Annotated in this window: 19 protein-coding genes; 5 read left to right on the top strand and 14 right to left on the bottom strand. The window is 67.1% G+C overall.

Going from position 1 to position 19355, the window contains the following annotated elements:
- Positions 1–390: 390 nt before the first annotated feature.
- From AC1DEM_RS10385 to AC1DEM_RS10450, 14 genes are all read right to left on the bottom strand, one after another.
- On the bottom strand, positions 391–675 hold the full coding sequence (locus tag AC1DEM_RS10385; protein ID WP_476884286.1) for a hypothetical protein: 285 nt from the start codon (positions 673–675) through the stop codon (positions 391–393).
- Positions 676–1039: 364 nt separating this feature from the next.
- Positions 1040–1306, bottom strand: a complete 267-nt coding sequence (locus AC1DEM_RS10390; RefSeq protein WP_476884287.1) for a hypothetical protein — start codon at positions 1304–1306, stop codon at positions 1040–1042.
- 148 nt (positions 1307–1454) lie between these two features.
- A complete protein-coding gene (locus tag AC1DEM_RS10395) occupies positions 1455–2096 on the bottom strand; it encodes a LutC/YkgG family protein (protein WP_476884288.1) in 642 nt (213 codons plus the stop codon).
- Positions 2093–3658: a LutB/LldF family L-lactate oxidation iron-sulfur protein gene (locus AC1DEM_RS10400; protein WP_476884289.1), complete on the bottom strand. Its 1566-nt coding sequence runs from the start codon at positions 3656–3658 to the stop codon at positions 2093–2095. The genes AC1DEM_RS10395 and AC1DEM_RS10400 overlap by 4 nt, the downstream gene beginning before the upstream one ends.
- A complete protein-coding gene (locus tag AC1DEM_RS10405) occupies positions 3655–4458 on the bottom strand; it encodes a (Fe-S)-binding protein (RefSeq protein WP_476884290.1) in 804 nt (267 codons plus the stop codon). The genes AC1DEM_RS10400 and AC1DEM_RS10405 overlap by 4 nt, the downstream gene beginning before the upstream one ends.
- The gene (locus tag AC1DEM_RS10410) at positions 4455–6008 is read right to left on the bottom strand and encodes a rhamnulokinase (RefSeq protein WP_476884291.1); all 1554 of its coding nucleotides are present in this window, start codon (positions 6006–6008) and stop codon (positions 4455–4457) included. Before AC1DEM_RS10410 ends, AC1DEM_RS10405 begins: the two co-directional genes overlap by 4 nt.
- Positions 6005–8071: a bifunctional aldolase/short-chain dehydrogenase gene (locus tag AC1DEM_RS10415; RefSeq protein ID WP_476884292.1), complete on the bottom strand. Its 2067-nt coding sequence runs from the start codon at positions 8069–8071 to the stop codon at positions 6005–6007. The genes AC1DEM_RS10410 and AC1DEM_RS10415 overlap by 4 nt, the downstream gene beginning before the upstream one ends.
- Before the next feature lie 2 nt (positions 8072–8073).
- Positions 8074–9240, bottom strand: coding sequence for an L-rhamnose isomerase (gene rhaI / locus AC1DEM_RS10420; RefSeq protein WP_476884293.1), 1167 nt, complete (start codon positions 9238–9240; stop codon positions 8074–8076).
- On the bottom strand, positions 9237–9620 hold the full coding sequence (locus AC1DEM_RS10425; protein ID WP_476884294.1) for an L-rhamnose mutarotase: 384 nt from the start codon (positions 9618–9620) through the stop codon (positions 9237–9239). Before AC1DEM_RS10425 ends, rhaI begins: the two co-directional genes overlap by 4 nt.
- Positions 9617–11065, bottom strand: a complete 1449-nt coding sequence (locus AC1DEM_RS10430; protein WP_476884295.1) for an arabinose isomerase — start codon at positions 11063–11065, stop codon at positions 9617–9619. Before AC1DEM_RS10430 ends, AC1DEM_RS10425 begins: the two co-directional genes overlap by 4 nt.
- 189 nt (positions 11066–11254) lie before the next feature.
- Positions 11255–12322 carry a rhamnose ABC transporter substrate-binding protein gene (gene rhaS, locus AC1DEM_RS10435; protein ID WP_476884296.1) on the bottom strand — a complete coding sequence of 356 codons (1068 nt, stop codon included), beginning with the start codon at positions 12320–12322 and terminating at the stop codon, positions 11255–11257.
- Positions 12323–12402: 80 nt separating this feature from the next.
- The gene (locus tag AC1DEM_RS10440; protein WP_476884297.1) at positions 12403–13485 is read right to left on the bottom strand and encodes an ABC transporter permease; all 1083 of its coding nucleotides are present in this window, start codon (positions 13483–13485) and stop codon (positions 12403–12405) included.
- Positions 13478–14524 carry an ABC transporter permease gene (locus AC1DEM_RS10445; RefSeq protein ID WP_476884298.1) on the bottom strand — a complete coding sequence of 349 codons (1047 nt, stop codon included), beginning with the start codon at positions 14522–14524 and terminating at the stop codon, positions 13478–13480. The genes AC1DEM_RS10440 and AC1DEM_RS10445 overlap by 8 nt, the downstream gene beginning before the upstream one ends.
- Positions 14521–16065, bottom strand: a complete 1545-nt coding sequence (locus AC1DEM_RS10450) for a sugar ABC transporter ATP-binding protein (protein WP_476884299.1) — start codon at positions 16063–16065, stop codon at positions 14521–14523. Before AC1DEM_RS10450 ends, AC1DEM_RS10445 begins: the two co-directional genes overlap by 4 nt.
- Before the next feature lie 243 nt (positions 16066–16308).
- Here AC1DEM_RS10450 and AC1DEM_RS10455 point away from each other — a divergent pair, with 243 nt between their 5' ends.
- The 5 genes from AC1DEM_RS10455 (at position 16309) to AC1DEM_RS10475 (ending at position 19226) form a co-directional block, all read left to right on the top strand.
- Positions 16309–17319: a LacI family DNA-binding transcriptional regulator gene (locus AC1DEM_RS10455; protein WP_476884300.1), complete on the top strand. Its 1011-nt coding sequence runs from the start codon at positions 16309–16311 to the stop codon at positions 17317–17319.
- A gap of 26 nt (positions 17320–17345) precedes the next feature.
- Positions 17346–17948: an SRPBCC family protein gene (locus tag AC1DEM_RS10460; RefSeq protein WP_476884301.1), complete on the top strand. Its 603-nt coding sequence runs from the start codon at positions 17346–17348 to the stop codon at positions 17946–17948.
- A gap of 121 nt (positions 17949–18069) precedes the next feature.
- Positions 18070–18315, top strand: a complete 246-nt coding sequence (locus AC1DEM_RS10465) for a hypothetical protein (protein ID WP_476884302.1) — start codon at positions 18070–18072, stop codon at positions 18313–18315.
- Positions 18302–18448: a hypothetical protein gene (locus AC1DEM_RS10470; protein WP_476884303.1), complete on the top strand. Its 147-nt coding sequence runs from the start codon at positions 18302–18304 to the stop codon at positions 18446–18448. The genes AC1DEM_RS10465 and AC1DEM_RS10470 overlap by 14 nt, the downstream gene beginning before the upstream one ends.
- 145 nt (positions 18449–18593) lie before the next feature.
- The gene (locus AC1DEM_RS10475; RefSeq protein ID WP_476884304.1) at positions 18594–19226 is read left to right on the top strand and encodes a DUF4232 domain-containing protein; all 633 of its coding nucleotides are present in this window, start codon (positions 18594–18596) and stop codon (positions 19224–19226) included.
- Positions 19227–19355 lie beyond the last annotated feature (129 nt).

The following is a 19355-nucleotide window of genomic DNA, read 5'->3' on the forward strand; positions in this document are numbered from 1 at the left end:
CATAGCCGCAACGGTAGAACAACCGCTGACTCTAAGAAAGACCCTTCGCGCTCGAACCTGGTAGACGTTTGCGGAAGTCGGCTACGTAAGGCTCGAAGGTCAAACCACTGACCGTGGCGCCGTTGCCGTCCCACTTGCCCGTGCTTTCCACACCTTCAACTTAGCCAATTGCAGCCCGCTCATGGCGGGCTTTTTGCACCCAAAAACACCAGAAGGAGCCGTTTTGGCTATTGCAACCACCCCGCTGACGTCATCTCCATCTCCGCGAAGGCGCAGAAGGCCGAAGACGAGCACCAGAGCGCACGTCGCCGGCTGGGCATCGCTGAGGCTGAGAACACCACAGAAGGAGAGCTAGGCCGAGGCAGGGGCACCTGGTCGGTGAGTTGGCTGTCAGACTCGGTCCGCAGGCCAGCTCTGCCGCTGTGCTGACGGTATGCGCACGGGCAGCGCATCGATCTTGGTTAGGGCGCGGTGCGTGGCCACGAGCAGCATGAAGAACCCCAGCAGGCCGAGCAGCGCCCCGAAAATCGACAGACTAACAAACACAGCAATCAAGCCTCTGTCGTTCCTCGAAGCAGACAAGGCCATGAAGATCCCGGCATAGCTCAGAAGCGGGCCCCCAAGGAACAAAGAAATCCCGACCACGAAGATCCCGGCTGAACGTTTGAACTCCACTTTTCCCCCAAATAGCGCGATTGACTCCGCAAGAGTACAGCCCATGCTCGGCTTCAAGACGAACCAACTCGACGGTCTCGACTGTCGCAGCGAGGGCGTCACGTGGACGGGCGATTCGGCGGGCTGAAGGGAGAGGAGGCAGCGATCCTCCCCAGAAAGTGTGAACCGTCCATGAACACGGGAACCCAAAAGCATCAAAGATAGAGAAGACAAAGGAGCGCCAGGTTTATGACCCCGAAGCGTCCAGGGCCCCACATCCAGACATCCACGTATGCGCAGTTCCGCGGCTATCGGGCAGTTCAGGGCGAACGGAGGGCCTGAATTCGCCCTGAACTGCCCGCAGCCGGCATCAGCACCGGGCCGATCAAGGCTCCCCGTCGAGTTGCTCCATCTCCAGGCACGCGTCCTCGTAGGACACTTCACCGTTACGGAAGGCCTGTTCCAGTTCCTTGGCTCTGCGTCGTGAATACGCCGTGCTCAGTGTTCCCGTGAGGCCGGCTTCGAGACAGTCGAGTCGGGAGTGCTTGGGCTGCTGGCTTTGAGCGACCAAGTGCCGGCAGATCGCCGTGCGGAACCAAGCGCCCGGGTGTATCAGGCGATATGCGTAGGCTTTGGGATCGACTAAGTGCATGGTTCCATGGTTCAACTCGCCGCTGAGAAGACCATGTGTATCCACTGAGTGATCGGGGCTAGCGGCCCTTTTCCCCGAACCGGTCACTGCCAAGCAAGAAGGCCCTGCTTCCCCTTCTCTCCAAGGGAAGCAGGGCCCGTCCTCTGGCCTACCCGCGGACGATCACCACATCCAGGGTCCGGGGGCCGTGGACGCCTTCGACGCGTTCGAGCTCGATGTCGCTGGTGGCGCTGGGGCCGCTGATCCAGGTCTGGGCGCGGGTGGCGTCGAGCCGGCGGAGCGCCTCGGGCAAGATGGCCGTGATGTCCCCCGCCCGGACGATGCAGATGTGCCGGTCCGGGACGAGGCTGATGACCCGGCGGCCCTGGTCCGGGCCGGCGTCGAGGACGATGGTGCCGGTTTCGGCGACTGCGACGGCGCTGCCGGTGACGACGGCGTCCACCCCGTCCAGTTCCTCGACACTGAGCCGGTGCCCGGGGGCGTCGGTGACGCGGCGGCTGGAACCGGCGTCGTGGGCGTCTGCCCCCGCGAACAGCGCCTTGTCGAGGCCGTGCGGGACGGCGTAGCGGCCGGTGCTCTCGAGCAGCGTGGCGAGCCGCTGCGGAACGGCGGCCGATTCCTCGACGAAGACGTTCGCCTTGTAGTCCAGGAGCCGGTCCGTCAACAGCTCGATGAGCTCCTCCTCGCCCAGGGTGGAGGTGCGCCGGTAGTCGCGGGGAACCTCCGGTACCGCCGGAGCATCCCGGAGTGCAGAGCGGATCCGGTCGAGTATTTCTGCGCGTGCGTTCACGGGTTCTCCTCTGTGCCTGCGGGTCCTGTGCCGGCGTCGCCAAAACCGGCGTCGCCGGTCTCGTTTGCGGCCGCCGGGGCAGCCGGCGCCTGGTGTTCCTTGTCCCACCATTGCCGGAAGGACTGCGACGGCGGTGCCGGGATGTCCCGGCTCTGGGTCCAGCCGGCGGCGATGCCGGGCAGTTTGGTGATTTTCCGGTCCGGTCCGGCGGCGAGCCGGCCCAGGGGCAGCGCCTTCTCGACCAGTCCGAGGTTCTTGCCGGAGGACAGCGCCCAGGAGGCCGCCTTCATGCCGAGGTCCATCTGGCTCGGCAACTTGTTCTTGCCCCGTTTGCTGTCCACGTCCTCGCCGCGCAGGTGCACCAGGATGTCCGGGATGTTGATCTTCACCGGGCAGGCGTCGTAGCAGGCGCCGCACAGGGATGACGCGTACGGCAGGGAGTTGTTCTCCTCCGCCGTGATTCCGGTCAGCAGCGGGGACAGGATGGCGCCGATCGGTCCCGGGTAGGTGGATCCGTAGGCGTGCCCGCCGGTGCGCTCATAGACGGGGCAGACGTTCATGCAGGCGCTGCAGCGGATGCAGTGCAGTGCGGAGCGGCCCATTTCGTCGGCCAGGGCGGCGCTGCGCCCGTTGTCCAGCAGGACCAGGTGGACGTTCTGCGGCCCGTCGTCGGGTGTGACGCCGGTCCAGAGCGAGGTGTATGGGTTCATCCGCTCCCCGGTGGAGGAGCGCGGGAGCAGCTGCATGAAGACCTCGAGGTCTTCCCACGCCGGCAGCAGCTTCTCCACCCCCATCACCGTGATGAGGGTTTCCGGCAGCGTCAGGCACATGCGCCCGTTGCCTTCGGATTCGACGACGGCGAGCGTGCCTGAGTCCGCGAGGGCGAAGTTCGCGCCGGACACGGCCACCTTGGCGCTGAGGAACTTGCGGCGCAGGTGGGCCCGGGCGGCCGCCGCGAGGCGGGCCGGCTCGTCGGTCAGCGCCGGATCCACGCCCTCCATTTCGCGCAGGAAGATGTCCCGGACCTGGCTGCGGTTTTTGTGAATCGCCGGGACCAGGATGTGGCTGGGCTTGTCGTGGTCCAGCTGGACGATGAGTTCGGCGAGGTCGGTTTCGAACGCCGCGATCCCCTGCTCTTCGAGGTACTCGTTGAGGCCGATTTCCTGGGTGGCCATGGACTTGACCTTGACCACCTCGTCGGCGCCCTGGTCCCGGATGAGGGCGGCGACAATCCGGTTGGCTTCGCCGGCGTCGCGCGCCCAGTGGATGGTTCCGCCGCGGGCGGTGAAGTTGGCCTCGAACTGCTCCAGCAGCTCCGGCAGCCGGGCCATGACCGATTCCTTGATCGCCCGGCCGGCCTTGCGCAGCTCCTCCCAGTCGGGGAGCTCGGACACCACGGCCAGCCGCTTGTCCCGGATGGTCCGGGTGGCGTGGCCGAGGTTTGCCCGCAGCTGGGTGTTGCCCAGCTCGCGGTGCGCAGCTTTCGGGAAGGGCTCGTGCTCGTGCAGGTTGCCGATGCCGAAGACGGGCAGGGACGGCATCCCCAGGAATGTGCCGCTCATCGTGCGGTCCTTCCGGTGGTGAGGCGGACGTCGCCGGTGACGGCGGCGGGATGCTCGAGCGTGCTGGCCAGGATCTCGGCGAAGTGCATCGTGGTGACGCCGCTGCCCTGCCGGGACAAACCGCCGCCGATATGCAGGAGGCAGGACGCGTCGCCGCCTGCGCACAGCTCCGCGTCGGTTCCGCAGATGTTGGCGGTCTTGTCCGCGAGCATCGCCGAGGACACATCCGCGTTCTTCATCGAGAACGTGCCGCCGAATCCGCAGCACTGCTCGGCCTCAGGCAGCTCGGCCACCTCAATGCCTGCCACCGAGCGCAGGAGGTCCAGCTGCCGGTCGCCGAGCCGGAGCAGCCGCATCCCGTGGCAGCTCGGGTGGTAGGTGATCCGGTGCGGGAAGTAGGAGCCCAGCTGCGCCGCGGCGTCCGTGACGCCCAGGACATCGACCAGGAGCTGGGAGAGCTCATAGGTTTTGTGCCCGACGGCGGCCGCCCGGGCTTCCAGCCCGGCGTCCCCGCAGCGGCGGGCGACCATGGGGTGCTGGTGCTTCACGGAGGCGACGCAGGAACCGGACGGCGCGACGGCGACGTCGTACTCATCTTCTTCGAACGCCTTCACATGGTTGGCGACGACGGGCAGCGCCTCCGTAAAGTAGCCGCTGTTGACGTGCATCTGCCCGCAGCACGCCTGCCCGGCGGGGAAGATGACCTCGTGGCCGAGGCGTTCGAGGATGGACACCGTGGCGCGCGCCGTGGCCGGGTACATGGCGTCGACGATGCATGTGGCAAACAGGGCGATCCTCACAGGGCACCTCCACTGGAAACGGACCGGGCGGCGCTCTGGTGTGCGGCCACAGGGGAGGGCACATAGTCCACCGGCTGCTGGGAGGCGCGGACCACGGCGCGCAGCTCGGCCAGGCCGCCGCGGAGCACGCCGGCGGCGCGGGCCTGGACCAGGACGTTGCCCAGCGCGGTGGCTTCCACGGGTCCGGCCACGACGGTTTTTCCGGTGGCGTCGGCGGTGAGCTGGCACAGGAGCCGGTTCTGGGACCCGCCGCCAACAATGTGCACGACGCCGGCGTGCACGTCCGCGAGCCGTTCGGCGTCGGCGATGGTCCGGGCATAGCCGGCGGCGAGGCTGTCCAGGACGCACCGCACGATGTGCGCGGGATGCTCCGGCAGGACCGTGCCGGTGTTGCGGGCAGCGGCCCGGATGCGTTCGGGCATGTTGTCCGGGGCGATGAAGGAGGGGTCGTCGGCGTTGATGACCGGGCCGCCGGGAGGAAGAGTTGCGGCCGCGGCGAGGAGTTCCTCGAGCCCGGGCCGGTAGCCCTCGGCAGCCCAGGTGCGCTGGCATTCGCTCAGCAGCCAGAGGCCGCCGACGTTGCGCAAGTAGCGGATGGTGCCGTCCACGCCGCGTTCGTTGGTGAAGTTCGCGGCCCGGCTGGCTTCGGTCAGAACCGGATGGGAGAGTTCGACGCCGACCAGGGACCAGGTGCCCGAGGAGACGTAGGCGAATTTCTCCTTTTCACCTCCGGCGTCCGCGGGCACGGCGGCGACGGCGGATGCGGTGTCGTGCGAGCCCACGGCCACCACCTTCGTGGCGGCGGGCAGGCCGGTCCGTTCCGCGATCCCCGGCAGCAGGGGGCCGAGGATCTCGCCGGGCTGGATCAGCGGCGGGAACAGGTTCCCGGGCAGGCCCAGCGCGGCCAGGAACTCCGTGGCCCACTCCCCCGCGACGGCGTCGAAGAGTCCGGTGGTGGAGGCGTTGGTGGCCTCGGTGCGGCGCCGGCCGGTCAGCAGGAATCCGATGAGGTCCGGGATGAGCAGTGCCTGCAGCCCGTCCAGGCCGGGCTCGCTGGCGAGCTGGTAGATCGTGTTGAACGGCAGGAACTGCAGCCCCGTAGTGGCGTACAGACGGGCCGGGTCCAGTTCCCGGTGGACCCGGGCGACGGCGCCCCGGGACCGGTCATCGCGGTAGCTGAACGGCGCCGCGACGAGTTCGCCGGCGCCGTTGACCAGCCCGTAATCGACGGCCCAGGTGTCAATCCCGATGCTGGCGATGCCCTCGCCGCGGGCCGCGGCCGCCGTGGCGGCGGCCGTGAGCCCGGTGAGGACCTCGGCGAACAGCGCGTCGAAGTCCCAGCGGAGGCCGCCGTCGAACTCTCTGACGCCGTTGGGGAAGCGGTGCACCGTCTCCAGTTCTGCCCTCGTCCCACCGGGACTGCCCGCGACCCGGCCCAGGATGACGCGGCCGGAGGAGGCGCCAATGTCGACGGCGGCAAAAAGACTGCCGGCGAACAGGCCGCCGTCGACGTCGGTGGTTGACGCCGTGCTTACTGCAGGAGTGCTCATCGCAGGAAGGCCGCGGCCACGCCGGCGTCCACGGGGATGTGCAGCCCGGTGGTGTGGGAGAGCTCGCTGCCGGTGAGCACGGCGGCGGCGTTGGCCACGTTTTCGGGAAGGACTTCGCGCTTGAGCAGGGTGCGCTGGGCGTAGTACTTGCCCAGTTCCTCTTCCTGTACGCCGTAGACGGCGGCGCGCTTGGCGCCCCAGCCGCCGGCGAAGATCCCGGAGCCGCGGACCACGCCGTCGGGGTTGATGCCGTTGACCCGGATTCCGTACTCGCCCAGTTCCGCGGCGAGGAGCCGGACCTGGTGGGCCTGGTCCGCCTTGGTGGCGGAGTAGGCGATGTTGTTCGGGCCGGCGAACACGGAGTTCTTCGAGGAGATGTAGATGATGTCGCCGCCCATCTCCTGGCCGATCATCACCTGCGCCGCCGCCTTGGCCACCAGGAATGAGCCCTTGGCCATGACGTTGTGCTGCAGGTCCCAGTCCTTTTCCGTGGTTTCCAGGAGCGGCTTGGAGATGGAGAGCCCGGCGTTGTTGACCACCAGGTCCAGGCCGCCGAAGGCCAGGACTGCTTCCTGGATGGCGGCGGCGATCTGGGCTTCGTCGGTGACGTCGGCCTGGACACCGATGGCGACGTCGGGGCCGCCGAGTTCAGCGGCCACCTTTTCAGCGTTCTCGAGGTTCAGGTCCGCGATGACCACGCACGCGCCGTCGGCGGCGAAGCGGGTGGCGATCGCCTTGCCGATGCCCGACGCCGCCCCGGTCACCAGGGCGATCCGGCCAACGTGGGATTTCGGCTTGGGCATCCGGGCCAGCTTGGCCTCTTCCAGGGCCCAGTATTCGATCCGGAACTTTTCGGATTCCTCGATCGGGGCGTAGGTGGAGACGGCCTCGGCGCCGCGCATGACGTTGATGGCGTTGAGGTAGAACTCCCCCGCCACCCGTGCGGTCTGCTTGTTCGCCCCGAAGGAGAACATGCCCACCCCGGGCACCAGGACGATGGCCGGGTCCGCGCCGCGCAGGGCGGGGCTGTCCGGGGTCGCGTGGCGGCTGTAATACCCCTCGTAGTCCTCGCGGTAGGCGGCGTGGAGTTCCTTGAGCCGGGCCACGGAATCCTCCACCGGGGCGTCGGCGGGCAGGTCCAGGACCAGCGGCTTGACCTTGGTGCGCAGGAAGTGGTCCGGGCAGGACGTGCCCAGGGCCCCAAGCCGCGGGTGCTCTGCAGCTTCGAGGAACTCCAGGACCGCGGGGGCGTCGCTGAAGTGACCCAGCTGCGGCTTGTCCGTCGAGGCGAGTCCGCGGATCACGGGCGCCAGGGCGGCGGCCTTCGCGCGGCGTTGGGTTTCCGGGAGGGCGGCGTAGCCGGGCAGCTTGGGCCCGAACGGTTCGGCCTTGCCGTGGTCCTTGATGTACTGCTCGGCCTGCTCGATGATCCACAGCGAGTTGGCTTTGGCGTCCTCGCTGGTGACGCCCCAGGCGGTGATGCCGTGACCGCCGAGGATGGTGCCGACCGCGTGCGGGTTCGCGTCCTTGATCGCGGCGATGTCCAGGCCCAGCTGGAACCCGGGGCGACGCCACGGCACCCACGCCACCTTCTCGCCGAAGATCTCCTTGGTGAGTGCCTCGCCGTCGGCGGCCGTGGCGATGGCGATGCCGGAGTCCGGGTGCAGGTGGTCCACGTGCGCGGCGTCGACCAGCCCGTGCATGGCGGTGTCGATCGACGGCGCGGCGCCGCCCTTGCCGTGCAGGCAGTAATCGAACGCGGCCACCATGTCGTCTTCACGCTCGACGCCGGGGTACACGTTTTTCAGTGCCTGCAGCCGGTCCAGCCGCAGCACGGCAAGGCCCTCGGCCTTCAGCGTGCCCAGGTCCCCGCCGGATCCCTTGACCCACAGAAGTTCGACGTCCTCGCCCGTGACGGGGTCCTTTTCGGTGCCCTTGGCGGAGGTGTTGCCGCCGGCGAAGTTGGTGTTCCGCTTGTCCGCGCCGAGGCGGTTGGAACGGGCAATCAGTTGTTCAACAGTCTTGTTGGCTGTGTTCTGCATGTCTGTGTTCTGCATATTCATGCCTAAGCGCCCCATCCGGCTTGCTGGCCGCCGACGCGGTCCTCGTTGATCTTCTTCTGGTAGCCGCTGGCCTTGAAGGCGGCCAGCGGGTCCGCGGGCAGGCCGCGGGATTCACGCCACTGCGCCAGCGCCGGACGGACATCGGTGTAGAAGGCATCGTTGAAGATGCCGTTGGCGGCCAGGACGTCGCCGCCGCGCTGGGCCTCAGCCAGCGCATCGGTGTCGATGAGCAGGGCGCGGGCCGTCATTTCCTGGACGTTCAGCACGGAGCGGATCTGGCCCGGGATCTTTTCCTCCAGGTTGTGGCACTGGTCCAGCATCAGAGCAACCCCGGAGTCCTTGCCGAAGCCGCCGCCGCGGATGACCTCGTGCATGATGCGGAAGAGCTGGAACGGATCGGCCGCCCCGACGATCAGGTCATCGTCCGCGTAGAAGCGGGAGTTGAAGTCAAAGGAGCCCAGCTTGCCCAGGCGCAGCAGCTGCATGACGATGAATTCGATGTTGGTGCCCGGGGCGTGGTGGCCGGTGTCGAGGCAGACGAAGGCCTTCTCGCCCAGGGCCAGGGTCTGGGCGTAGGAGGTGCCCCAGTCCGGAACGTCCGTGTGGTAAAAAGCCGGCTCGAAGAACTTATATTCCAGCACCAGGCGCTGCTCGTCACCCAGGGCGGCGTAGATTTCCTGCAGGGATTCGGCGAGGCGGTCCTGCCGGCCGCGCATGTCGTCCTGGCCCGGGTAGTTGGTGCCGTCCGCGAGCCAGATCTTCAGGTCCTGCGAGCCCGTGGCGTGCATGATCTCCAGGCACTCCAGGTGGTGATCGATGGCCCGACGGCGGACCGCGGGGTTCAGGGAGGTCAGCGAGCCGAACTTGTACTCGTCATCCTGGAAGGTATTGGAATTCACCGTGCCCAGGCCCACACCCAGGCCCGCGGCGTACTCTTTCAGGGCCGCGTAGTCATCCACCTTGTCCCAGGGAATGTGCAGCGCAACCGTGGGCGCCAGGCCGGTGAGTTCGTGGACCTTGGCGGCGTCGGCCAGCTTCTCCTGGATGGTGCGCGGGGTGCCGGGGGTGCCGAACACCTTGAAGCGGGTGCCGGAGTTGCCGTAGGCCCAGGACGGGACTTCGATGGCGAGTTCCGCGAGGCGGCCCAGGGCCGTTTCTGTGGTGTTCATGATTGTTCCTTCTGCGGTTGGTGGTTGTCCCCGGAGGCGTTGGCCGCGGACAACTGGTCCTCGAGATTGAAAATTTCGGTGAGCTGGAGGAAGCCCTGGTCCGGTGCTCCGGCGAGATCGTCGAAGAAGCCGGCCATGTCGGCCTGCCAGCGGGCGTTGACGTCCGTGGCCGCCATCCGGGCCTGGGCTCCGGTCAGGCTGTCCGTTTCGAAGTAGCCGATCAGGAGCCCGTCGGGCCGGAGGAAGAGTGAGTAGTTGTTCCAGCCGGAGGCCTTGAGGGCCCGGAGCATCTCCGGCCACACGGCGGCGTGCCGGCGGGTGTATTCATCGATCAGCCCGGGCCTGACCTGGAGCTGGAAGCAGACGCGTTGCGTGCTCATGAGAGCACCACGTGGCGGTGTTCGATGCCCAACAGGGACGCGGCGGCCTTGATATCCGCTGCCCGGTGGCCGACGCACAGGGCCCAGTGGTGTCCGATTCCGGTCTGGCTCCACCGGTCCACCCAGAGCCCGGGGTCACCGCCGAAGTCCACCCGGGAGGTCGTGTTGCCGATCTGCAGGAGCGGGCCGGGGACCACTTCGCCTTCGGAGGTGACGAAGACGTAGCTTCCGTCCGGGTCCTGGCCGAGGCCGAAGGTGGTGACAGGGCCGTGGCGCACATCGAATTCGACCGAGACGCCCCAGCCGCGTTTGCCGTGGTAGATGCCGAGTCCGCGCAGGAGCGGGTCCTGGGCGGACACGGCCAGGTGGGCCGGACCGTCGTGCCCCATTTCGACCACGTTGTCGAGGAAGTTCAGGGACTGGATCTCGGTGAAGGAGCCCCCAGCGCCGATCGCCTGGGCGGCCAGCATGGCAATGGAGGTCCGCAGCTCGAATTCGCCGGCCATCGGAATTCCCCTGGCTGTCAGGATGGACGAGCCCAGGATCATCCCGGCGCCCAGCCGTTCGTGCTGTTCCCCGGCCAGTCCGCGGTGGTAGTAGGCCACGGAGTCGAGGTCAAAGTCCTCCACGAGGCGGTCCAGGCCCACCGACACCTTCGCGCCCCAGGCAAAGTCGTCGTCGTTCACGGAGTCATCAACAACGAAAAGCTCGCGGGCCAGCCCAAGCCGTTCGGAGACCTCCGCGTCCGTCACGGCGTTGACCCGTTCGCGGAGGTCATCGAATTCCAGCACCTCGACATGGGAGCCGAAGGTGGTCGAGACGGTGGTGAGGTCCGTGGCGACGTCGAGCATGCCCGGATAGAGGTGGCCCATCAGCCCGTGCCGGGCATGGCGGAGCCGGGCGCGGACGCCGGCGGCGTGGACCCACTGCGTGATCCGCTCCCAGGCGGACTCCTGCTTGAGGTGCCCGGAGACTGAGCGGAAGTCGATGCCGGCCCGGCGGAAGACGTTGGCGACCTCCGGCACGGGGCACTGGCCGCAGTAGGCCAGCCATTTGCCGGTGTCAAAGTTGGCGTGGTCCATCGCTTCGGTCGGCTGCAGGTCGATCACCAGGACGGGGGTTTTGGCCCGTTGGGCGATGGGAAGGACCATGGAGGACGTCAGGTACGTGGTGAGGAAGATAACGATGAGGTCGCAGTCGGCGACCCGCAGCTTTTCTCCGGCTGCCGAGGCTTCCTGCGCGTCGGAGATGAATCCGGTGTCGACGACTTCGGCGTCGAGCCCCTGGAAGCGGTCGGTGACGTAGCGGACGGAGTCCCGCAGCTGCGGCAGCAGTTCCGGGAACTGGGGCCAGTAGGCGCCCAGCCCGCCGGAGACCAGCCCGATGCGGGTGGGGCGGCGCCGGTGCGGGTGCAGCAGCCGGTCGGCCGGTTGTTTCTGGTTCATTTGAAGGGCCTTCCGGCGTGGAAAAGAGAACCTGGGGCTCTGGTGCCTGGTTTCCGGGCACGGCTGTGGGGAAAGCGCCGTGTGCCCGGTGCCGTGGCACCGGTGAAGTGGAAATGGTCAGAGGAGGGGACAAGGTGCCGGGCGGGCTGTCGGCGGCCCGCCCGGCCGCTCAGGATGGAAAGGTGCGGATCAGAAGTTGTACTTGTCGATGTTCTCGGCGTTGAAGACGGTCGGCGGCCCGACAATCACGAGGCCGCCCTTTTCGACTTTGCGTTCGCCAAGTTCCCCGGCGGTGAAGGTGTCACCTTCGGCGCCGGTGATCTTGCCGTCCGTGAGGGCCTTACCGGCGAAAGCAGCAACATAGCCAAGCTGTGCCGGGTCCCAGAGGGCGAACTCCTTGACGGTTCCGTCCTTTACGAAGGGCCGCATTTCATTCGGCAGCCCCAGCCCGGTGAGGGCAACCTTGCCCTTGTAGGCGGACGTGGAGAGGTACCGGGCGGTGGCGGCGATGCCTACCGTGGTCGGAGAGATGATGCCCTTGAGGTTCGGGTGGGCCTGCATGAGGCCCTGGGCCTCCTGGAAGGATTTGGTGTCGTTGTCGTCGCCGTAGACCTTGGCAACCAGCTTGATGTCCTTGTACGCGGGGTTGGAAGCCAGCTCCACCTCCATGTACTTGATCCACTCGTTCTGGTTCGTGGCGTTGGCCGTGGCGGACAGGATGGCGATCTCGCCGCTGCCGCCGATCTGCTCGGAGATCAGCTTGGTCTGGATCAGGGCAACGTCCTTGGCTACGACCTGGCTGATGAAGACGTCGCGGCAGTCGGGGTTGGTGTCGGAGTCGAACGCGACGATCTTGGCGCCGGCGGCACGGGCTTCGCCGAGCGCCGTGCAGACGGCGTCGGGGTCGTTGGCGGCAATCGTGATGACGTTCGTGCCGGCCTGCGTCTCGGCGTTGATGAAGGAAACCTGGCTGGAGGCGGAGGCTTCCAGTGGTCCGACGACCTGGGAGGAGGCGAAACCTGCCTCGGTGGCGCCCTTCTTGCCGCCGCCCAGGACGACGTCCGTGTACGGGTTGTTCAGCTGCTTGGGGATAAAGGTGATCTTCTGGTCCCCTCCCGCTGCTGAGGGGCTGTTGGTATCACTGGAGGATGCAGAGCCGCTGTTGCAGGCTGTCAGCGCCAGTGCGGCCACGGCGGTGATGGCCACCATGCTTCCCAGTCGGCCGGTCCGGCCCATGTTCTTGCGGTTCAACATCATCGTTTCTTCCCTTTTCCTTCGTGCGGTAGGTGCGGCCGGCCCCAGGCGGGCACGGTTTCTGTGGTGCTTGTGTGCAGATTTCAGGTGGACTTGCGGGTGAAACTTCGGCGTACGCGCCGGGTGTGGCGCCATTGCCTGATGGCGGAGCCGACGCTCGGTGCCACCACCGAGACGATCAGCAGCAGGCCGGTCACCGTGATGAGGACGACGTCGGACACCCGGGCCAGGCGGAGGGCGTAGTTGAGCGTCCCGATCAGCAGGACGCCGGCGATGACGCCGGGAATGGAGCCCTTGCCGCCGAAGATCGACACGCCGCCGAGCAGGACAGCGGCGATGACGGCCAGTTCCAGACCCGAGGCGTTGTCGCTGCGGGCGCTCGTGTAGCGCAAGGTCCAGTAGATGCCGGCGAGCGCAGAGACGGCGCCGGATCCGACGTACAGCCAGAACTTGCTGCGGGCCACGTTGATGCCGACGAAGCTGGCGGCTTCCTTGCTGTAGCCCATCGCATAGAGCCCCCGTCCGAACGGCGTGAAGTGCAGCAGCACACCGAAGAAAACCATCACCAGCACGACGCCGATCATGACCGTGGGGACGCCGGTGCCGCCGATCTTGGAGGTGAAGAAGGCGGTCAGCGCCTTCGGGAAGTTGGCCACCGCGTTGTCGCCGATGATGACCAGGGCCAGGCCGCGGAACAACGCCAGGGTGCCGATGGTGACCGCCAGGGAGGGCAGTCCGAGGACCGCGATCAGGAAGCCGTTGAACATGCCGGCGGCAACCCCTGCCAGCAGGCTGATCGCCAGGACCAGCCAGATGTCCATCCCGCCGGCCCAGAGGACGCCCATCAAGGCGCTGGTCAGGCCGGCCGTGCTGGCCACGGACAGGTCGATCTCGCCCGTGATGATGATCAGCGTCATCGGCATGGCGATCAGCAGGACCGGGATCACGTCCAGGAGCAGGAAGCCGGTGGTGACCGGGGAGGCGAAGCGCGGGATCGCGATGGCGGCGTAGATCAGGAAAGCAACCAGGGCGTAGATGGTGATGGCGTCACGGCCGGTCAGGATCCGTGCGGCGCCGGTCCGGCCCGTCGGTTCGCTGGCCAGCGGCTTGGTGTTGTCAGCCACGGGCGCCGGCGCCGTGCTGGTGGTGGACGTCGTTTCAGACATTGCGAGCCTCGCTAATCCGCAGTTTCTTGGCTGTGCGCAGGCTGGCCACGCGGTCGATGATGATGGCGGTGAGGATCAGCACGCCGACGATCGCCTGCTGCCAGAACTTGTCCACCCGCAGGGCGGTCAGGGAGCTGGTGATGGTGGTCAGGAGCACGGCGCCGAGGGCGGCCCCGGTCACCGATCCGCTGCCGCCGAAGATGGCCACGCCACCGACGACGGCGGCCGCCACGACGGTCAGCTCCATGCCGGTGCCGGTGGTGGCGCCGACCGAGTTGAAGCGGCTGGCGTAGAGTACGCCGGCCAGGCCGGCGAGCGCCCCGTTGGCCAGGAAGGCCAGGAACACGCGCTTGGAGACCTTGATGCCGAAGGCAGTGGCCGCGTCCGGGTCCGAGCCGATGGCGTACAAGTCACGGCCAGGGCGGGTGCCGGACATGTAGACGGCCACGGCGATCACGACGACGATGGCCAGCAGTGTGATGACGGGGAACCCCAGGAAGGTGTTCACCGAGAGGGCGCCGAACTCCTCCGGACGGTCGCCGGCGAAGAACTGTTTGCCGCCGGCCCAGGCGTTGTTCAGGCCGCGGTACACGTAGAGCGTCCCGAGCGTGATGACCAGGGCGGGCACTTTGGCCAAGGTGACCAGGGCGCCGTTGATGGCGCCCAGCACCGCCCCGAAGGCCATGCCGATCGCAAAGACGGCGATGATCGGCACGCCGGGAACGGCCGCGAAGATGGAGCCGGTGCCGAAGGCGACCAGTCCCAGCATGGAACCGACGGAAAGGTCGATGTTCCGGGTGATGATCAGCAGGGTCTGCCCCACGGCCAGAATCATGATGATGGTGGCGTTGAGCAGCAGGTCCTTCACGCCCTGGGCGGTGAGGAACAGCGGGTTGATCAGGTACGTGACGAGTACCAGCAGCGCCAGCGCGATCAGCACGGGGAGCTCGCGCATCCGCAGCACCGCAGCGGCGGCGCCCCGGGCGCCGGCGGCGGGCGCCGCCGTCGTTGCGTTCTTGTGGTCCAGAGCTGAGCTCACAGGGTTCCTCCTGCGGAAGACGTGGCGGCGTGCATGACCGATTCGGGATTCGCATCGGCACGGTCGAGTTCGGCGGTGATCCGGCCTTCGCGCATCACCAGGACGCGGTCTGCCATGCCGAGGACCTCGGGCAGTTCGGAGGAGATCATCAGAATCGCGATTCCCCGCCCGGCGAGGTCCGAAATGAGCCGGTGGACCTCGCTCTTGGTGCCGACATCGATGCCGCGGGTTGGCTCGTCGATAATCAGCAGGCGCGGGTCCGTGGCCAGCCACTTGGCGAGCACCACCTTTTGCTGGTTGCCACCGGAGAGCGTGGAGACGGCGTGTTCCTGCGAGCCAGTCTTGACCTGGAGCCGTTTGCTCCATTCCTGGGCGGCGCGCCGCTCGGCGGCACCGTTGATCAGGCCCGCCGTCGTGAACTTGTTGCGCAGCGTGAGCGTGACGTTGCGGGCCACGGACAGGTCCATCACCAGACCCTGCTTGCGGCGATCCTCCGGGACGAAGCCCATACCGGCGGTGATGGCCACCTGGGGATCCCTGGGCTTGAGCGTGCGGCCGTCGAAGGTGACGGCACCGGCGTCGTAGGGATCGATGCCGAACACGGCACGGGCCACCTCGGTGCGGCCGGCGCCCACGAGGCCGGCCAGGGCAACGATTTCCCCGGCATGGACCTCAAAGCTGATATCGCGGAACACCCCGGCGCGGCTGAGACCGTCCACTTTCAGGACCACGCCGCCGATTTCGGCAGGCGTCTTGGGGAACAGGGCGCCAATGTCGCGACCCACCATCTCGCGAACGATCTGCTCGACGGTGACGTCGGCGGTCCGGTGGGTGGAGATGTAGCGGCCATCCCGCATGACGGTGATGCGGTCGCACAGGTCAAAGACCTCATCGAAACGGTGCGAAATGAAAAGGATCCCGGTCCCCCGGTCCCGGAGACTCCGGGCGACGGCGAACAGCCGTTCCACCTCGACGCCGCTAAGGGCGGCGGTGGGCTCGTCCATCACCAGGACTTTGGCGTCCAGCGAAATGGCCTTGGCGATTTCAATGATCTGCTGGTCCGCGATGGACAGACCCTCGGCGATGCGGGTCGGCTCAATCGGAACGCCAAGCCGCTCGAACAGCTTGTGCGCTTCCCTGACCATCGTCGCCTTGCTGATGAGCCCGAAGCGGCCCTTGGGCTGGCGGCCAATGAAGATGTTCTCTGCAACGCTCAGATCCGGAAAGAGCGTGGGTTCCTGATAGATGACCGATATGCCAGCATCCTTGCTCTCGGCAACGTTGCGGAACTGGACGCTCTGGCCCGCCACCCGGAAGTTGCCGGAATCGGGGTGGTGCAGGCCTGCAAGGATTTTCACCAGCGTAGACTTGCCGGCGCCGTTCTCCCCGACCAGTGCGTGGATTTCGCCAGCCTCGATGTTGATGGTTCCATCGGCCAGGGCGACCACCGGGCCAAAGGTCTTGGCCGCGTGAGAGAGGGAGAGAACCGGAACCGGCTCCCCGTCAGAGGGGCCAGACCGGGAACTGTTTGTCTGCTGCATAAAATTAACCGCACCTTTGGGGCTTAGTGAACGCGTAATGAATCGTTTCATAACCAGCTGTGATTTGAATCATAGGGTCTTCAAATGAAGACGTCAACCGCCATCAACCATTCGTGACGCGACTTTTGATTCGTTTCAATGAAAGGGTTCAAAGTGGACCCTGACGGGTATCCTGAAGAGAGTAGTTTGCCAACGGGGCGCCTGACCGTAGGCTGCGCCGTCCACGTTTCAGGAGCACAGGAAATGGTTTCAGCGAGCGTCAAGGACGTCGCGGCCCTGGCCGGCGTCTCGGTCGGGACGGTCTCCAATGTGCTGAACCGGCCGGAGAAGGTCTCTGCCGAAGTCACTGTCAGGGTCCACTCCGCCATCGACAAGCTCGGCTTCGTCCGGAACGACGCCGCGCGGCAGTTGCGCGCGGGGATGAGCCACAGCATCGGCCTGGTGGTCCTGGACGCCGCGAATCCCTTTTTCTCGGATCTGGCCAGGGGCGCGGAGGACCGTGCCACCGCGGAGAACTTGACGGTCCTCGTGGGAAATAGCAACGAGGATGAGGGCCGGGAATCCGCCTACCTGGATCTCTTCGAGCAGCAACGCGTGCGGGGCGTACTGCTGTCCCCGGTAGGAAATGTGATCCCCCGGCTGGAGCAGCTGCGGCGCCGAGGCATTCCAACAGTGCTTGTGGACCGGCAGACTGAGAACCTGAGTTTCTCCTCGGTGGCCGTGGACGACCTGGCGGGCGGGGAGATGGCTGCGGCCCACCTGTTGTCGCTGGGCCGGCGGCGGATCGCATTTGTTGGCGGCCCGGCAAGCATCCGGCAGGTGGCGGACCGATTGGCAGGGGCCCGGAAGGCCACCGACGCCGTTGCGGGTGCCACCCTCGAGGTCATCGCGACGGAATCCCTGACCGTGCTTTCGGGAAGGGCGGCGGGCGAGTCCATCCGGTCCCGGCCCGAAGCCGAACGCCCGGAGGCGATCTTTGCAGCCAACGACCTTTTGGCCGTCGGTGTCCTCCAGGGCCTGATGCTCATGGGCGGCGTTCAGGTGCCCCAGGAGATCGCCCTGATCGGCTACGACGACATCGAGTTCGCCGCGGCCGCCGTCGTGCCGCTGTCCTCCATCCGGCAGCCCAGCGCCCTCATCGGCTCCACCGCGCTGGAACTGTTGCTCCGGGAAGCGGCGTCCGAGGACGGTTTTGAACCCACCCAGGTGGTGTTCCCGCCCGAACTGATAGTGAGGGCATCAACGCAGAGCTAATCAACGCAGGGCTAAAGGAGGCCCCGATGGGCAGCACAGACTATATGTTCCGGACCGTCTGGCGCGTGGCTGGGACGCCGGAAGAGGTTGCGGCCGTCCTGGGCGATGCGGCTTGCATGCCCCGCTGGTGGCCTTCCGTCTATCTCAGCGCCGAGCCGGTGGCCGGCGGCCCGGAGCCGGGGCCCGGGATGCCCCGTCCCGCACGCCTGCACACCAAAGGCTGGCTGCCCTATACGCTCCGCTGGACCCTCACGGTCACGGAGCCGGTCACGCCCCGCGGTTTCGCCCTCACCGCGGCGGGAGATCTCAACGGCACCGGCCGGTGGACCTTCGGGCCGGACGGACCGGAAACCGTCATCACCTACGACTGGCGGGTCAGCGCCGCCAAGCCCCTGCTACGCCGGCTGAGCTGGCTCTTCAAGCCCGGCTTTGCCGCCAACCACCGCTGGGCGATGGCCCGCGGCCAGGAGAGCCTCGCCCTGGAGCTGCGCCGACGCAGGGCCGCTGCGGGGACCACTCCCAACGGAGGACCCGCTATTCCACCGCCGCCCCGGCCCACATTTGCTTGGCTGACCCGGCTCGCAGCCCGGGCCCGCGCAGCCCGCAAGGACTCACACCCGAGCCCTTAGCGTCTGGACGCCTGCACAACAGGACTGGGGTGTCTCATTCACTTGACTATTGAGGTGGCAGGCCATTCCACGGTTAGCTGGATCACATCCTCGTTTGTCCGTAACCGTTCAGGAAATCCTCATGACACTGCAGAATAACCGGCCCTCGAGCCGCACCACCGACTGGGACGACGTCGAGATCGGCGACGCCGTCCACCTCCGCCGGGGCGGCCGACTCGAGCACGCAGGCCGCGTGGACAACCGCACCGCCGACGGCGCCGTCGTATGGGTGGTGTCCAAGGGTGGGCACCGGAAGCTGTTCCATATCGCCGACGGCTTCGGACTGAGCGTGGCAGACCCCGAAGGAGCCAGCCATGCTGACAACTGACCGCCAATCCGCCGTGATGCAGCAGCCGAACGCCGCGTCCGGCATCGCATCCGGGACGAGCACCTGGACCACTGGCCCCGTCTCCTCCTGCCCGGATGACTGCCACTACTGCTCCGGCCCCGAGACCGACTAGCGGCAACGGTCCCCCGGCGCCGCGGCCACAGGGCACCAAGGAGCTTGACCTCGGTCGATGCCCGGAAATCACAATCCGGGCATCAATCGGGCTCCGCCGCCGTGGCATCGTTGACTAAGGCAACCGCGAGCATGATGGTTGAGCCATGAGGTCTCAACGATTGATGCACGCACTGGTTGTGACAACGGCTGCCGCGGCGGCCCTCCTGCTCAGCGGTTGCGGGGGCAGCTCGACGCAGACTCAGTCGGCCACTTCCCCGCCCACAACGTCGGCCAGCGAAACCAGCCAGCCGGCGACTTCTGACGCCGCAACGGAAACCTCTGCGATACCTGCGTCCTCGCACGCGGCCCAGGCGGGCCCGGCACTGTGCAAGGCCGCAAGCCTGAAAGGCACCACCGACTCCTCCGGCGGCGGCGCGGCGGGCAGCGTTTACATGCAGCTGATCCTGACCAACTCCGGCAAAGAACCGTGCCTACTGAAGGGCTATGCGGGCGTATCCCTCACAGCCGGTGCCAACGGTGAGCCGATCGGCGCCGCAGCCACCCGCGACGAGTCGGCCCCGGTAACCGATGTCCTGCTCGCCCCGGGCGCGGCCGGCACCGCCACGCTGCGGTACACGCAGGCCGCCAACTATCCGAACTGCACCAAGACGGCGGCGGCAGGATTCCGGGTCTATCCGCCGAACGACACGGCCTCGCTGTTCCTCGCGCAGCCCATGGACGCCTGCGCCAACACGGACATCAATCTGTTGACGATCGCAGCCTTCCAGGCCAAGTAGCGTCAGGGTACCGCGTCTCTGTTTCCGCCGGCCCAACGATGCTTTGACCCGCCTGGAGCCGCCAATGCCCGTCGGGGCCGGTGTGATCGGGGCCGGCTAATAGTGTCGGCGGGGTAGGGCATGATGGAG

This window comes from Arthrobacter sp. 05T420 (assembly GCF_056396305.1).